Source organism: Streptomyces sp. NPDC014882, from assembly GCF_043081325.1.
Taxonomy (GTDB): domain Bacteria; phylum Actinomycetota; class Actinomycetes; order Streptomycetales; family Streptomycetaceae; genus Streptomyces.
Map to the genome: position 1 here is coordinate 115,860 of NZ_JBIBWL010000019.1, position 15,905 is coordinate 131,764.

The 15,905-nt window shown below is 75.3% G+C and carries 5 protein-coding genes; 1 reads left to right on the forward strand and 4 read right to left on the reverse strand.

Annotation, left to right across the window (positions count from 1 at the left end):
• Positions 1–13: 13 nt before the first annotated feature.
• Positions 14–1,084, forward strand: a complete 1,071-nt coding sequence (locus tag ACF09K_RS31565; RefSeq protein ID WP_392248745.1) for a MupA/Atu3671 family FMN-dependent luciferase-like monooxygenase — start codon at positions 14–16, stop codon at positions 1,082–1,084.
• Positions 1,085–1,124: 40 nt separating this feature from the next.
• Here the strand turns inward: ACF09K_RS31565 and ACF09K_RS31570 are convergent, their stop codons facing one another.
• The 4 genes from ACF09K_RS31570 to ACF09K_RS31585 form a co-directional block, all read right to left on the reverse strand.
• The gene (locus ACF09K_RS31570) at positions 1,125–1,316 is read right to left on the reverse strand and encodes a hypothetical protein (protein ID WP_392248746.1); all 192 of its coding nucleotides are present in this window, start codon (positions 1,314–1,316) and stop codon (positions 1,125–1,127) included.
• A 30-nt stretch (positions 1,317–1,346) separates the two neighbouring features.
• Positions 1,347–2,222: a TauD/TfdA dioxygenase family protein gene (locus ACF09K_RS31575; RefSeq protein WP_392248765.1), complete on the reverse strand. Its 876-nt coding sequence runs from the start codon at positions 2,220–2,222 to the stop codon at positions 1,347–1,349.
• 190 nt (positions 2,223–2,412) lie between these two features.
• Positions 2,413–11,502 (reverse strand): amino acid adenylation domain-containing protein, encoded by a 9,090-nt coding sequence (locus ACF09K_RS31580; RefSeq protein ID WP_392248747.1) that lies wholly within the window; start codon positions 11,500–11,502, stop codon positions 2,413–2,415.
• Entirely contained in the window at positions 11,502–15,476 is a 3,975-nt protein-coding gene (locus tag ACF09K_RS31585; RefSeq protein WP_392248748.1) for an amino acid adenylation domain-containing protein, read from the reverse strand. Before ACF09K_RS31585 ends, ACF09K_RS31580 begins: the two co-directional genes overlap by 1 nt.
• Positions 15,477–15,905 lie beyond the last annotated feature (429 nt).

A 15,905-nucleotide genomic window follows, 5' to 3' on the forward strand; every position in this document is an offset into this window, starting at 1 on the left:
CGAGGATGGACCGATGGACCTCAGCCTCTTCTTCTTCGCCGACACCGCGGCCGCCGACGACGGGGACCGGTACCGCCTGCTGCTGGAGAGCGCCCGCTTCGCGGACACGCACGGATTCCGCGCCGTGTGGACCCCGGAGCGGCATTTCCACACCTTCGGCGGCCAGTACCCGAACCCCTCCCTCACCGGGGCGGCGCTGGCCACCGTGACCGAACGGGTGGCGATCCGGGCGGGGAGCGTGGTCGCCCCGCTGCACCACCCGGTCCGCATCGCGGAGGAGTGGTCCGTCGTCGACAATCTGTCCGGCGGCCGGGCGGGCGTCTCCTTCGCCTCCGGCTGGCACGCCGGCGACTTCCTGCTTCAGCCACAGAATTACCAGGACCGCAAGAACATCATGGTGGAGACGGTCGGCACGGTGCAGCGGCTCTGGCGCGGCGAGGAGGCCGAGTTCGACGGCCCTGAGGGCGAGCGGCGCCGGATCCGGCTCTTCCCCCGCCCGGTGCAACGCGAGTTGCCCGTGTGGATCACCGCCGCCGCCTCCCCTCAGAGCTTCCGGATCGCGGGCGCTCTCGGAGCGGGCGTCCTCACCCATCAGCTCGGGCAGGCCGACGACGCGCTGGAACGCAACATCGCCACCTACCGGAGCGCGCTGGCCGATGAGCACGGCAGCGCGGCGCGTGGCCACGTCGTCGTGATGCTGCACACTCTGGTCGGTGAGGACCGCGAGCGGATCCGCGAGCAGGTGCGCGAGCCGCTCACCGGTTATCTGCGCAGCTCGATGGAGCTGATCGCGGCATCTCCCGCCGCGCCGGGCGCCGACGGCTTTGATCTCAACCGGATCTCCGACCAGGACAGGGAGTTCATGCTCGCCCGCCAGTTCGATCGACTCTTCACCCGCGCGGGCCTCTTCGGCACCGTCCAGGACGGCGTCGAGACGGTGCGCAGGCTCGCGGCGATGGGGGTGGACGAGATCGCCTGCCTGGTCGACTTCGGCGTGGACCGGGACGAAGTGCTGCGCGGGCTGCACCATCTCGACGCGGTCCGCGCCCGGGCAGCCGGGATCGGCGTCCCGATCGGGGTCTGACCCGCCGCCGGGCAATTCTGACCCGCCGCCGGGCAACGGATCAGGCGAACGCTGCCCGACGGGGGCGCGCGCCGGCCGGCGGAGGCAGGTGCTCGCGCAGGACGGTGGCCACCTGCCACAGCCAGGACGGAACCGCGGTGCCGTCCTCGTCGGGGGCGCCGGCGGCCGGGGCGCGCAGCGCGGCGAGGAACGCCTCGAGACCTGCGGCCGGGGTTCCCGTGGTCGGGGTCATGGGGCGTCTCCTCTGCGGCCGGGTGCCCGTTCAGGCCTGGAGCCGGGTGCCGTTGACCGCCACGCGGCGGCCCTCGCGGGTGTGCGGGAAGTAGTCCCAGACGGCGTGGTGCTGGACGCTGCGGTTGTCCCACAGCACCAGGGTCCGCTCCTGCCAGCGCACCCGGCAGTGCAGCAGCGGGGTGCCGGCCGTGTGGGCGTGCAGCAGCGCGAGCAGGGCGTCGCTCTCGGCACGGGAGAGCTGGGTGATGTGCGAGGTGTAGGGCGCGTTGACGAACAGCAGTCTGCGGCCGTTCTCCGGGTGCCGTACGACGACGGGGTGCTCGGTGCGCGGCACGTCGTACTCGGGCGGCGGGGTCTGCCCGGCGGCGGTCCAGGGCAGGGCCCCGTCGTGGAGGGCGGTCAGGCCGTCGAGGAAGCCGCGCAGGGCGGGCGAGAGCAGGTCGTAGGCGAGGTGCATGTTGGCGAACAGGGTGTCGCCGCCGCCGCCCGCGGGCACGGTGGTCAGGTACAGCGCCGAGCCGAGGGAGGGTTCGGCGTCGGCGGTGCCGTCGGCGTGCCAGCCGTTGCCGGCGACGGCCTTCGACTCCCCGGTCGCCTTGATCTCGAGGATGTGGGGGTCGGATCCCTCGGGCGCGAGGGCGACGGGGTGCAGTTCGCCGAAGACGCCCGCGAACCGCTTGTGTTCCTCCGGGGTGATGTCCTGGTCGCGGAAGACCAGGACGTGGTGGGTGTGGAAGGCGTGCTTGAGTTCCTTCTCCTGCCGGGGTGTCAGCTCCCGGGACAGGTCGAGGCCGGTGACCTCGGCGCCCAGCAGCGGGGTGATCGGGGTGACGCGGAAGGTCTCGTAGGGCTCGGCGGGGCGGGTGGAGAGCCGTTCGACGGCCTTGAGCGCGTAGTCGTCCATGAGGAGCCTCCGTGGCTGGGGGTGGATCGGGCGGGGTGGGACGGGTCGGGCGGGACGGGGGTCGTCCTGGCCGACGGCGAACTTCGGCGTCCACAGGTCGGTGATGTCCAGCGGGTCGGGTTCGGCGACGGCGGTGCGCCAGAAGGACCGGGCGGGCAGGCGGGTGTACGGGTGCTGCACGGTGTCCTCCTCAGGGGTGTCCGGCGGACGGGGTCGGAGCGGCGCCGGGGTCGCCCGGGGCGGCCGCGAGGGCGGCGGCGACGGCCCGCACGTGAGGCTCGGCGACGATTCCGTAGTGCGTGGCGTCGACGTGGTGGAGGGCGAACGATGCGGGCAGGTGGGCGGTCCACGCGCCCGCGGGGGTCGGCTCCGGGGCGATGGCGCCGTCCTCGACGGGGCGTTCGGCGAGCCAGACCGTGGCGGGCGTCGTCTCGAGGCGGGGCGGCCGGTGCCCGGCCATGACCGCGAGGTTGGCGCGGCAGCAGTCGGCGAGGCGTTCGGCGTAGGCCCGGCCGGAACGGGTCAGCGCACCGCCGCCGTTGCCGGCCAGCTCGCGCGCGAACACGGCGTCGATCTGCCGTTCGTCGTAGGCGGCGAGCCGGTCGCCCGCGCCGGGCGGGGGCGGGTCGAGCAGGAAGACGGCGTCGGCGGGCCGGCCGGCCGCCTCGGCGAGCGCGGCCATCGACAGGGCGGTCCAGGCCCCGAACGACCAGCCGGCCAGTCGCAGTCCGCGGTCCGGTTCCGGGAACGCGGCGCGCACGGCCTCCAGGTAGTGGGCGGCGCGGTCGGCGACGGAGCGGGCGGGCAGGCCGGGGTCGCGCAGTCTCGGGTCGGCGATCAGGCAGACCGTCAGCTCCTCGGGGAGGGCGGCGACGAGCGGGCGGTAGGCCTGGACGTCACCGCCGATCGGATGGAGCAGGCACAGCACGTCCCGGCCGGTGCCGCGCTGCCACACCTCGACGTCCACCGCGGCGGACGCCGGCGTGCCCGCGCCCAGGTGGTGCAGGATCTCGGCGAGGCTCACCCGGTGGCCGAGCCGGGACAGTTCGACGTCGGTGCCGTAGCGGCGTTTGACCTCGTCGAGCAGTTCGAGCAGGGTCAGCGAGTCGGCGCCCAGGTCGTACAGCGCGTCCTGCGGGTCGAGGGCGTCCACGCCGAGCAGGCCGGTCAGGAACCGGGTGAGTTCGGCCTCGGGGTCGCCGTGCGCGGCCGCCGCGGGGGCCGTTCCCGGTGTGGCGGCCGGTTCGTAGAAGTGGTGTGCCCGCTCCAGGGGCGTGGTGCTGACCAGCAGGTGGGGCAGTTGCAGGTGCAGGGCCCGCTCGAACACCGCCGCGCCGTCGTCGGGGGTCAGCGCCACCGCGAGGTGGTCCTGGTGGCGGGTGCCGGCGACCGGGGCGCGCTGTGCCATGCCCACCTCGCGCCAGGCGTCCCAGCCGATGCTCAGGCGTACGGTGGTGTCCGGGCCGCCGGGGGGCGCGTAGTGGGCGCAGGCGTCCAGGCAGGCGTTGGCCGCGGCGTAGTCGAACTGTCCCACTCCCCCGTACCGGGCCGCCATCGACGAGCAGTAGGCGACGTAGCCGGGACGGTGTGCGGCGACGAGCAGTTCGACGAGCAGGGCCCCGCGCAGTTTGGCCGCGGTGGTGCGGCGGGCGGTCGCGGCGTCGCGGCGGGCGAGGAGCCGGCCGTCGGCGGTGCCGACGGCGTGCACGATCCCGGCGAGTTCCCCGAGGTGCGGGGCGAGCCGGTCCGCGAGGGCGGGCAGGTCGGCTGCGGCGAGGTCGGCCGCGACGTGCGTGACGCGGTCCCGGTGGGCGTGCAGCGCGGCCGGGAGGCCGCCTCCGCGGGACACCAGGACGACCCGGTCGCCGGGGTGCTCCAGCAGCCGCGCGGCCAGGGTGGAGCCGATCCCGCCGGTGCCGCCGAGCACCAGGTGGGTGCCGCCGGTCCCGGGGCGCGGCGCGCCCGGCGGGGTGCCGGGGACGGTGAGGGTGACGGGCTGGACGGTGCGGTGCCACCAGAAGCCGTCGCGCAGGGCGGTCGCGGAGTCGTGGAGCGTGTCGTCGAGCAGCAGGTCGGGCAGGCGGTCCGCCCATCGCGCGGGGTCCGGTGCGGGCAGGTCGGCCCAGCGCGTCGCGACCCCCGTCTCCTGCCGCGGGACTTCGAGGGCCGCGGCGAGCAGTCCGGCCGCGGGGGTGTCGACGCCGCCGCCGGCCGGCTGTGCCCCGTGGGACAGCAGCCAGACGCGCGGCCGGTGCGCCTCCGGGAGGTCGGCGAGGGCGCGGGCGAGTGCCGCGACGGTGTCGAGGCAGGCCCACTGGGCCCTCTCCACCGTGTGCTCGTCGAGGCCCGTGCCGAGGGCCAGGGGCAGGGCGTGCAGCCAGTCGGCGCCGGCGCCGGTCCGCGGGGCGAGGCGGTCGAGCAGGGCGGCCAGCTGTCCGGGGTCGGCCGGGTCGGCCGCGTAGTGGTCCTCGGCGAGGCGGGTGAGGTCCTGACCGGCGCTCACGGTCACCACGCGGGCGTAGTGCCGCTCCAGGAACCGCCACGACGCGGCGTCGGTCCCGGCCCCGGTGACCACCACGGCGGTGCGCGGGGAGCGGGGGGCGTCGGTGCGGGCGCGGCGCAGCCGTGTCCACACCGGCTGGTGCAGCCACTGTTCGGCGGGCAGCCGTCGCGGGGCGCCGTCGGCCGGCTGCCCGGCCTGCATGGTCTGCCCGGTGCCGGAAGCGCGCGGGAAGTCGTGGTCCGTGGTGTCGAAGGCGGGCGGCGGGAAGTTCCATGGCGCGGGGGCGGAGGCGGCGGACAGGCCGAGGAGGTGCCCGTCGGTCCAGGCCCGGGCGAGGGTGTGCGGGTCGCGTTCCTGGACCGGGAGCCGGTCGCGCGGGTCCGGCGTGGTGACGGCGAACGCGGAGTCGAGCCAGGCGACGGCGGAGGCGGCGTCCGGGCAGACCGCCGCCGCGCGCCGGCTCAGCGCCGGCCGGCCCGACTGGAGGTGGCGCAGCACCCGCGGGTAGTCCTGCGGATGCGTCCTCAGGTGGGCGGCGATGCGCCGTGCGTCCTGGCGGACCGCGGCCGTGGAGCTGCCGGACAGCACCAGGCAGGGCACCGCCTCGTCCGGGGCGGGGCCGGGGCCGGCCGCGGGCCGCGGGTGCTCCAGGAGCAGGTGGGCGTTGGTCCCGCCGATGCCGAAGCTGCTCACCGCGGCCACTCTCGGCGTGTCGTGCGGCCAGGTCTCGGCCGCCGCGGGGACGCGGAACGGGCCGTCGGCGATCTCGGGGTTGAGCCGGCCGAAGCCGACCGTGGGCGGGAGGACTCCGTGGTGCACGGCGAGCACGGCCCGCACGAGGCCGACGACTCCCGCGGCGGCGCCCAGATGGCCGATCTGGCTCTTCACGGAGGAGAGCGCCATGCGCGCGTCGTCGGCCAGGCCGTAGGCCTCCCGGAGCGCGGCGGCCTCCACCGGGTCCCCGAGCCGAGTGCCGGTGCCGTGCGCCTCGACGTATCCCACGTCGGTGCCCTCGCGTCCGCTGCGGGCCAGGGCCGTCCGGATCGCCTCCCGCTGCCCGGACCGGGAGGGGGCGCTGTAACCGAGCTTGTCGCCGCCGTCGTTGTTGACGCCCGAGCCGGTGACGACCGCGTAGACGGTGTCGCCGTCGCGGCGGGCGGCGGAGAGCCGCTTGAGGACGACCACGGCGGCGCCGCTGCCTCCGACGGTGCCCTGCGCCTCGGCGTCGAAGGGCCGGCAGTGCCCGTCGGGCGAGAAGATGTGCTGCGGCCGGTAGGTGTAGCCGTCGGTCAGTTCGGTGTCGACGAGGACACCGCCGACGAGCATCACGTCGGCGTCGCCCTCGCGCAGCATGCCCGCCGCGACGTGCACCCCCACGAGCGAGCTGGAACAGGCGGACTGGACCGTCAGCGCGGGACCGGTGAGGCCGAGGTGGTAGGCGGCCTTGGTGGCGAGGAAGTCCTTCTCGTGGTGCAGGGCCAGGCGGAAGTCGTCGGGCAGCGCGTCGGGGGCGCCCTCGCGCAGCATGCGCCGGAAGTAGGTGTTCTCCCCGCAGGAGGCCACGAGCCCGATCCGCTGTGCCCCCGGGTCGCCGAGCCCGGCGTGCGCGAGGGCCTCGACGCAGTTCATCAGCAGGTGCCGTTGCTGGGGGTCCATCAGCCGCGCCTCCTGCGGGCTGATCGTGAAGCGGCCGGGGTCGAAGGCGAGGGGGCCCCGCAGTTGGCTGCGGGCGCCGACGCGGCCGGCGGCGGGGAAGTGCTCGATGCCGCGCCGGCCGGAGGTGACCAGGTCCCAGAAGGCGGCGAGGTCGGGGGCGCCGGGCAGCCGGACGGCCATGCCGACGACGGCCACGGGGTCGTCGGTGCGCCGCTGCGGCGTCCCGTGTTCCGGTGTCCGCGGCGCCGGCCGCCCGGGCCGGTCCCGGCCGTCGAGGAGCCGCGCCAGGGCGCGCGGGGTGACGTGCTCGAACAGATCGGGCACGCCGAACGACAGGTCCCCCTCCCCCGCGCACCGCAGCTGGAAGCGCATCAGGTCCAGGCTGGTGGCGCCCGCGTCGAAGAACCGCTGGCCCGCGGCGATCGTCCGGCCGGTGACCTGCTCGAACAGGCCGGTCAGCCGCTGTTCCAGCGGGGTGAGGGAGGCGGTCGCGCCGGCCGGCGGCCGCAGGTCGCGGCCCGGGGCGGTGAGCGCCGCCCGGCGGTCCGCCTTGCCGCTGGGAGTGCGCGGCACGTCGGTCAGGCGGCGGAAGCGGGTGACGCGTACGTGGGCGGGCAGCAGGCGGGCCAGGTGGGCGGCGAGGTCCGCGGGGTCGGGGTCCTCACCCCGGCACTGCAGGGCCGCCACCAGCCGGCCGTCCTGCACCACCGCGATCGCGTTGGTCACGCCGGGGTACCGCAGCAGCGCGGCCTCGACCTGCCCCAGCTCCAGCCGGTGTCCGCCGAGCTTGACCTGGCCGTCGTCTCGGCCGACGTGGTGGAGCAGGCCCCGGTCGTCGAAGCGGGCGCGGTCCCCGGTGCGGTAGAGGGTGCCGAGTTCCGGGTCGTCGAGGAACCGGTCCTCGTGCGCGGCCGCGTCGCCCAGGTAGCAGCGTCCGGCCATCGGACCGCCGACGAGCAGCTCGCCGGTGGCGCCCGGTGGCACGGGCAGGCCGCCCTCGTCGACCACGCGCAGCACCGCGTGGGAGACGGGCCTGCCGATGGCGGGCCGCTCGGGCCAGCGGGCCGGGTCGCCCTCGAGGCACAGGCCGGTGACGACGTGGGTCTCGGTCGGCCCGTAGTGGTTGAACAGGCGCGCACCGGGCAGGCCGGCGAACCAGCGGCGGATCGCGTCGGTGCACACCAGCTGCTCGCCCGCGGTGACGACCTCACGGAGGCGGGACGGGAAGCGTCCGGTGCACACGCCGTGTTCGGCGAGGAGCTGCAGGGCCACGTACGGCAGGAAGATCCGTTCCGCTCCCCCGGTCTCCAGTTGTTCCAGCAGCGCCGGCACGTCCTGCCTCCAGGCGGGGTCCACGAGCCGCAGGAGTCCGCCGGAGCACAGGGTGGTGAGGATCTCCTGGAAGGAGACGTCGAAGGAGAGCATGGAGAACTGCTGCGTGACGGCGGGCCGGTCGAGGCCGCCCTCGGTGCGCTGCCAGGTGAGCAGGTTGCACAGGGTGGCGTCGGGGACCTGGACGCCCTTGGGGGTGCCGGTGGAGCCGGAGGTGAACAGGGTGTACAGGGGGCGCAGCGCCGGGTGCCGGTGGGGTACGGGCGCGGCCTGCGGGTCCCCGGCCAGGGTGAGCGGGTGCCTGGGCAGGGACGGCGGTGCGAGGGCGTCGAGCGCGTCGAGGTCCCCGGGGGCGGCCAGGACGCACAGGGGGTCGGCCTGGTCGAGTACGCGGCGCAGCAGGGCCGGCGGGTAGGCGGGGTCGAGGGGGACGACGGTGACGTTGAGCCGGGCGGCGGCCAGGAGGGCCACGACGTGCTCGGCGGACGGCTGGAGGTAGAGCGCGACGGCCGCCGGCGCGGCGGGGTCGGACGGCACCCGCGTGCGCAGGGCGGCGGCCAGTTCGTTCGCCTGGGCGTCGAGTTCGGCGTAGGTGAGGCTCAGTTCGCCGGAGCGGACGGCGGGTGCTCCGGGGGTGCGGGCCGCCTGCCGGGCGAAGCCCTCGGCGACGGTGGTGAAGTCGGGCCGCGGTGTGCCGCCCCGGCCGTGGTCGGGCAGGGAGTGCCGGTAGGGGGCGACCAGTTCGCGCAGGGTGGTGCCGTCGTCCGCGACGAGGTGGTCCAGGGCCTGTCGGAAGAGGCCGGCGGCCGCCTCGGCGCGCTCGGCGCCGAGGTCGTCGCGGTACTCCCACAGGCAGTCGAAGCCGGCCTCGTGCTCGACCACGGAGAGGGTCAGCGCGCACTTGGCGCCCAGGGGTTCGGGCCACAGCGGCCGTGTCTCGCAGCCGTCGAGGCGGAGCGTGGAGAACCGGGTGTTCTCCAGGACGAACAGGTAGTCGAACAGCGGGGTGCGTTCGCGCAGGGCGGGGCCGGTGAGGACGTCGGCGAGCGCGACGTCGTCCGCGGCGAGGACGGCGCGGACGGTGTCGGCGTGCGCGCTCAGGTGTGCCGTCAGGGAGTCGTCCGGCGTCGTGGCCAGGTCGAGGAGCACGGTGTTGGCGAACATGCCGACGGTGTCGGCGAACTCGGGGCGGGGCCGGTTCGCCACGGGCGCGGCGATCAGCGGGCGGTCCTGTCCGGTGACGCCGTGGACGCTCGCGGTGAACGCGGAGACCAGGAGCTGGAACCTGGTCAGGCCGAGCTGTGCGGCCCGCCGGTCCAGCGCGGTGCGGCGGACCAGGTCCAGGGAGGTGCGCAGCAGTCCGGCCCGGGGCCGGCCGGGTCCCGCGGGGGCGGGCAGGGGGGGTGCGGGCCGCGGTGTGCGGTCGTAGCGGGCGAGCAGCCCGGTGCGGCGGCGTGCGTAGGCCTCGGTGGCGTGCCAGGCGCCCTGCCAGCGGGCGAAGTCGGCGGGAGCGGTGGCGGGTTCGGGCTCGGGGACGTCGCCCCGGCAGGCGTCGGTGAGGTCGCGGAGGAGGAGGTTGAGGGACCAGCCGTCCACGGCCACGTGGTGCAGGTGCAACAGCAGGAGGCCGCCGTCGGGCCGGCGCACCCATCCCGCGCGCAGCATGTGCGGTTCGGTGAGGTCGAAGCGGTGGGCGAAGAAGCGGTCGGCGGTCCGCTGCCAGGGTTCCCCGGGACCGGTGTCCGGCTGCCGCCAGGGGTCGTAGGGCGCTTCGGTGCGCTGGAGCAGGCCGTCGGGGGTGGGGACCAGCCGGGTGCGCAGGGCCGGGTGCCGCTCGACCAGCGTGCGGAGCGCGCGGCGCAGGGCGGTCGTGTCGACGGGGCCCTCGGTCCGGAAGACGAGGGGGACGTCGTAGGAGCGGTCCGCGGGGTCGCGCTGGTGCAGCAGCCAGAGGCGTTCCTGCTCGCTGGTGGCCGGGGCGTCCGGTCCGGACCCGCCGGCCGGCACGGGCGGGTGGCCGTCCGTCGCGGCGCCGGGGGTGTGGACGGCGTCGGCCAGGGCGGCGAAGTCGGCGCGCAGCACCAGGTCCTGGGGGAGGTCGGCGCCGAGGCGGCCGAGGATCTCGAAGCGGAACCGCAGTGCCTTCAGGGAGTCGCCGCCGCTGGGGATCCAGCGGTCGTCGGGGCACAGGCCGGTGATGCCGAGGATCTCCTCGGCGATCTCCAGCACGGGCCGCTGTCCGGCGGTGATGCGGACCTCGCCGGCGCGGCTGCCGCGCCAGGGGGCGCCGGCGTCCCGCAGCAGGGCGGCCTGGTCGACCTTGCCGTTGGGGGTCAGCGGGAGTTCGGTCACCAGGTGGGTGTGGTGCGGGCGCATGTACACCGGCAGGGACGCGGTGAGGTGGCGCTCGTAGGCGTCGTGGGAGAGGTCGTCGCCCGGGACGAGGAAGGCCACCAGCTCGTTGCGGTCCGCGCTGTCGCGCCGGGTGCACACGTGGGCCCGGCGGACCGCGGGGTGGGCCAGCAGCTGCCGTTCGACCTCGCCGGGTTCGATGCGGAAGCCGCGCACCTTGACCTGCCGGTCGGCCCGGCCGACGTAGGTCACCGGGCCGTCGGCGTCCCGGCGGACGAGGTCGCCGGTGCGGTACCAGCGGCGTGGGGTGCCGTCGTCGTCCGGCAGCCGGACGAAGGCGTGTGCGGTCTGCTCGGGCAGGTTGCGGTAGCCGCGGGCCAGGGCCGGCCCGGACAGCCAGAGTTCGGCCACCTCGCCCGGTCCGGCGGTGCGTCCGTCGTCGGTCCGCAGCAGGACGCCGGTGCCGGGCAGCGCGGTGCCGACGGGTATCTCGTCGCCGGTGAGGTCGCGCGGGACGGGGTGGCACAGGGCGAACGTCGTTGCCTCCGTCGGCCCGTAGACGTTGTGCAGGACGGTGCGTGAGGAGGGGTTGGCCTCGTACCAGCGGCGTACCAGGGGCGCGTTGAGCCGTTCGCCGCCGATCAGGACCTGGGCGGCGCCGGCGAAGCAGCCGGGCACCTCCTCCACGACCGCGTCGAACAGGGCGGCGGTGATGAACAGCGTGTCGATGCGGCGGGCGCGCAGTGCGTCGGCGAGCCGGTGCGGGCTGTGCACCCGGGTGTCGTCGAGGACGACGCAGGCGCCTCCGGTCAGCAGCGGGGTCCAGATCTCGAAGCTGAGGGCGTCGAAGGCGGGGTTGGACAGGCAGGCGTAGCGGGCGCCGGGGCGCAGGTCGATGTAGCCGGGTTGGGCGAGGCGCAGCACGCCGTCGTCGGTGACCTCGACGCCCTTGGGACGGCCGGTGCTGCCGGAGGTGTAGAAGACGAAGGCGGTGCCGTCGTCGTCGCGCGCGGCGGCGTCCTCGGCCGGGTGGGTGCGGGGGGCCGGCTCGTGCGGGGCGAGGAGCGCCTCGGCGGACACGTCGTCGGGTGCGTGCGCCTCCTCGCGGACCACCGCCACGACGGCGCTGTCCCGGAGGATGTGGCGCCGGCGGTCGGGCGGGCTGAGGCGGTCCAGGGGGACGACGGCGGCCCCGGCCCGGCGGACGCCGAGCAGGACGCAGACGAGCTGCCAGGAGCGGGGCAGAGCGACGGCGACGGAGTGTCCGGGGCGGATGCCCAGTGCCCGCAGCCGTGCGGCCACCCGGCCGCTGAGCAGGTCGAGTTCGGCGTAGTCGAGCACCCGGGCGCCGTCCTCGACGGCCACGGCGCGGGGGGTGCGGCGGGCCTGGGCCAGGACGGCGGCGGCGAGCGGGCCGGGGGGTACGGGCTGGTCCATCACGCCTCCCGCGTGGACGTGGTCAGGGGTCGCGCGGGGGCGTGACCGGTGTCGTGGTGGGCCAGTTCGGCGGCGAGCAGCGCGCCGACGCGGGCGGCCCGGTCGCCCTCGAGGACCTCCCAGTGGTCGCACTCCAGCGTCTCGACGTGGAAGTCGCCCTCGGCGCGGCGTCGCCAGAAGTCGCGCACCTCGGCGTGGAAGGGGGTGTCGGCGCCGCCTGGCACGGCCTGGGCGAGCACCAGGCGGGCCGGTGAGGCGGCGGGCAGGTGGTCCCGGGCGGTCAGCCGGTTGTGGTTGTAGATCCGGAAGTAGCGTTCGACCTGGGCGTCGTCGATACCGGGGTACATCCCGTTGAACCGTACGAGCTTGTCGCGGAACTCGGCGGCGTCGACGGCCGTGATCCCCGCCCGGGCGGAGGCGTCGTCGGTGGCCTGGGTGTCGAGCAGCACGACGCTCACGTCCCGGCGTCCGGCCACGGCGAGCAGGCGTCCCATCTCGTGGGCGACGAGGCCTCCGTAGGACAGTCCGGTGAGGACGAGGGGGCCGTCTCCGAGGGGTTCGAGGAGGCGCAGGTACTCCTCGGCCATGGCCTCCACAGTCGGCAGGACGTCCTCCCCGGGGTTCACTCCGGGTGACTGGATGCCGTAGAGCCCGGTCCGTGGGGGCAGGAAGGCGGCCAGGGGCAGGTAGCAGAAGGCGGTGCCGCCGGCGGGGTGGACGCACACCACCCGGCTCGCGGTGCCGCGGCGGAACTCGACGAGGCTGCCGGGGGCGCGGTGCTCGCCCTCCTCGCGCAGCAGGGCGCCGAGCGATTCGATGGTGGGCCGCAGCATGACCTCCGCGACGGGCAGCGGGCGGCCGAAGGTCTCGGTGACCCGGTGGGCCATCTTGATGGCCGACAGCGAGGTGCCGCCGATGTCGAAGAAGTTGTCGCCGACGCCGATGCCGGGGTGGACCAGGACGTCCCGCCATATGCGGTACAGGGCGTGTTCGACGTGGTCGCGGGGGCTCGCCGTGTTGACCTGGACGGAGGTCCGTTCCTGCACGAGCCGCAGGAGTTCCGCCCGGTCGACCTTGCCGCTGCGGTTCAGCGGCAGGGAGTCCAGTTCGAGCACGACGGCAGGGATCATGTGGTCGGGCAGCCGGCGGGCGAGCGCGGTGCGCCGGTCGCCGGCGGTGCGGTCCGGCGCGCTCCCCCTGCCGATGCCGGCGACCAGCCGGGGCTGTCCGGCCGCGTCGCGGTCGGACAGGACCACGGCCTCGCGCACACCGGGCAGGGCCATGAGCGCGGCCTCGACCTCGGCCGGTTCGATGCGGAAGCCGCGCAGCTTGATCTGGTCGTCGGCGCGCCCCGCGTAATGGGCCTGGCCGTCCTGGTCCCGGCGGGCGAGGTCGCCGGTGCGGTAGAGGCGTTCACCGGGCACGAAGGGGTCCGGCACGAAGCGTTCCCCGGTCAGGTCGGGGCGGCCGAGGTAGCCGCGGGCCAGGGACGCGCCACCGAGGTAGACCTCCCCCACCACCCCGGGCGGAACCGGCCGCATGCGGCTGTCGAGCAGGTGGAAGCGGGTTCCGGGCAGCGGGCGGCCGATGGGGCACGGCCGCTCCAGCGGGCGCGGGTCGTAGTAGGCGGTGCTGTACAGGGTCGCCTCGGTGGGACCGTAGCCGAAGCAGATCCGCAGGCCGGGCAGGTGCTGCGTCATGCGGTGCAGGGCGGCCTCGGTCAGGGACTCGACGCCGGTCAGCAGGGTGCGCAGCGACAGGCCGCGCAGGCGTTCGGCGGGGTCCTCGTCGATCCACTTGACGTAGGCGGGCGGCAGGAACGCCTGCACGATGCGGTGGGTGCGCATCCACGCCATCAGGGCGTCCGGGTCGCCGCGCAGTTCCTCGGGGACGATGTGCAGGACCCCGCCGGTGGTCAGGGGCAGCAGCAGTTCGTGGATCGAGGCGTCGAAGCCGATGCTGGACCAGGCCGAACCGGCCTGCCCGGGCGCCGTGCCCATGCGCTCGTGCCAGACGGCGAACAGGTTGAGGACGCTGCGGTGTTCCACGGCGACGCCCTTGGGCCGTCCGGTGGACCCGGAGGTGAAGATGACGTAGGCGGTCCGGTCCGGGGCCCGGCCGGCGTCGGCCGGCGGGTGCTCCCCGGTCGTCCCCTCGGCCTCCACGGCGGTGAGGTCCAGCCAGTCCTCGGGGCGGTCCTGCGGCGCGTGGTCGCTGAGCACGAGGGGGCAGGCCGCGTCCGCGACGATCCCGGCGAGGCGTTCGCGGGGCTGCTGGGGGTCGAGGGGGAGATAGGCGGCGCCCGCCTTGAGGATGCCGAGGATGCCGACGGCCAGGTCGCGGGTGCGGCGCGCGTGCAGTCCCACGACGTCTCCGGGACGGACGGACCGGGCGGCGAGGGCGTGGGCGAGCCGGTTGGCGCGGTGGTCGAGCGTGGCGTGGTCCAGGGTGCCGTCCCCGTCGACGACCGCGGTCGAGGTGGGATGCCGGCGGGCCCGGTCCTCGAAGAGGGAGGCGATCCCGTCGGCGGTGCGCAGGGCGGCGGCCGTCGGGTCGGAGGGGGCGGGGACCGCGGGGTCGGAGGGGGCGGGGGCCGCGGTGTCGGAGGGGGCGGGGGCCGTGGTGTCGCCCTCCCGGATCAGCCGGAGCCGCTCGCCGGGTTCCATCAGTTCCAGGTCCCTGACGTCGCGCTCGGGGTGCCGGGCCAGGTCGGTGAGCAGACGGCGCAGGTGCGCCGCCCAGCGCCGGGCGGTGGCGTGGTCGACGAGCGCCGTGGCGTAGTCCAGGTGTCCGGTGATCCCGCCCTGCGACTCGGTCGCCGACAGGGCGAGGTCGAACTTGGCCGGAGCGTGGGCGATCGGGAGCGGTTCGGCCTCGACGCCGGGCAGTCGCAGCAGGTCCCGCCGGTCGGGCACCCACGCCAGCATGGTCTGGAACAGGGGGGTCCGGGAGGCGCTGCGCGGGGGGTTGACGAGTTCGACGATGCGCTCGAAGGGCAGGTCCTGGTGGTCGAGGGCGTCGCGCACGACGGTGCGGGTGCGGGTCAGCGCCTCGGACGCGGTGGGTGCGCCGGAGAGGTCGATGCGCAGCGGCAGGGAGTTGACGAGGAATCCGATGAGAGCGGACGCGCCGGGCCCGCGACGGCCGGCGACCGGGCTCCCGACAACGATGTCCTCCTGACCGGACAGGCGGGACAGCAGCACGGCCCAGCCGGTCAGGACGGCGACGAACAGGGTGGCGCCGTGCCGGCGCGCCAGGCCGCGCAGAGCGGTGGTGGTGGCGGGGTCGAGGGTGAACTCGACGCGCCCGCCGTCGTAGTCCTGTTCGGCGGGCCGCGGACGCTCGACGGGCAGTTCGAGCGCGCCCGGCGCGTCCCGCAGGGCCTGCTTCCAGTACTCCTCCTGAGCCCTGAGAGCGCCGCCCAGGACGGCCTCGCGCTGGGCGCGCGCGTGGTCGGCGTACTGGGACGGGAGCGCGGGCAGGGAGTCGGGGGCGCCGGTCAGCGACGCCGTGTAGAGCTCGGTGACCTCCCGCATCATCACGTTCATCGACGCGCCGTCGTAGATGCTGTGGTGGAACGTCAGGAGCAGTACGTGGTGCCGGGGGCCGACCGTCAGCAGGCGGCCGCGTCCGAGCGGGCCGCGCTCCAGGTCGAACGCCTTCTCGGCTTCCTGGAGTTGGCGGATCCGCACGCTCTCCTGCGGGTCGGCCTCGGCGCCGAGGTCCTCGAGGGTGAGCGCGAAACCGGCGCCCGGCGGGTCGATGTGCTGGCTGACGCCGCCCGCCTCGGCCACCAGGCGGGTGCGCAGGGTGGCGTGACGCACCGTCAGTGCGTCGAAGGCCGCCTTCAGGGCGTGCCGGTCGAGCGGACCGGTGAGCGTGAAGGCGATGGTCTCGTTGTAGGCGACGCTCGCGCCGGGGAGCTGGGCCAGGAACCACAGGCGTTGCTGGGCGAAGGAGGCGGGGCTCGTCACGGGAGCGGGCCGAGCGGGGTGGGGGGCGTGCTGCACCGGTAAGACCTGGCCTTCCTGTCGGGGTGGGACCCGGGCGCAGTGGAGAACGGCATCACGCGTGATGCCGTGAAGCGGAGGAATCCCCCGTCGGGGTTCCGGGGGTCCGGGAAAGTGGCGGTCGGTCACCTGGTCATGTCGTCGTGCGGTCACGCGAATTCCGGGGTTCTCGTGACATGGCTGAGATCGTCATTTACCGGCGGAGCGCATGTCAACACTTGACTTTGGCGGACCCGTCCGCATGGCCGCCGGTGCCGATTCGCGGCCGCACGTGACGGAACGGGAGACTCCGGACGAAGAAGCACCCTTCGGGGGACCGCATTCGTGCGAATTGACTTGTCAGGGTTTTCCCTCTTGTGTTCCGGGCCGCCCCGGTCGCACGGACGGCGACGG

Coding starts and splice junctions, on each gene's coding strand:
- ACF09K_RS31565 (WP_392248745.1), top strand. CDS start 14: ATGGACCTCAGCCTCTTCTTCTTCGCCGACACCGCGGCCGCCGACGAC.
- ACF09K_RS31570 (WP_392248746.1), bottom strand. CDS start 1,316: ATGACCCCGACCACGGGAACCCCGGCCGCAGGTCTCGAGGCGTTCCTC.
- ACF09K_RS31575 (WP_392248765.1), bottom strand. CDS start 2,222: ATGGACGACTACGCGCTCAAGGCCGTCGAACGGCTCTCCACCCGCCCC.
- ACF09K_RS31580 (WP_392248747.1), bottom strand. CDS start 11,502: ATGGACCAGCCCGTACCCCCCGGCCCGCTCGCCGCCGCCGTCCTGGCC.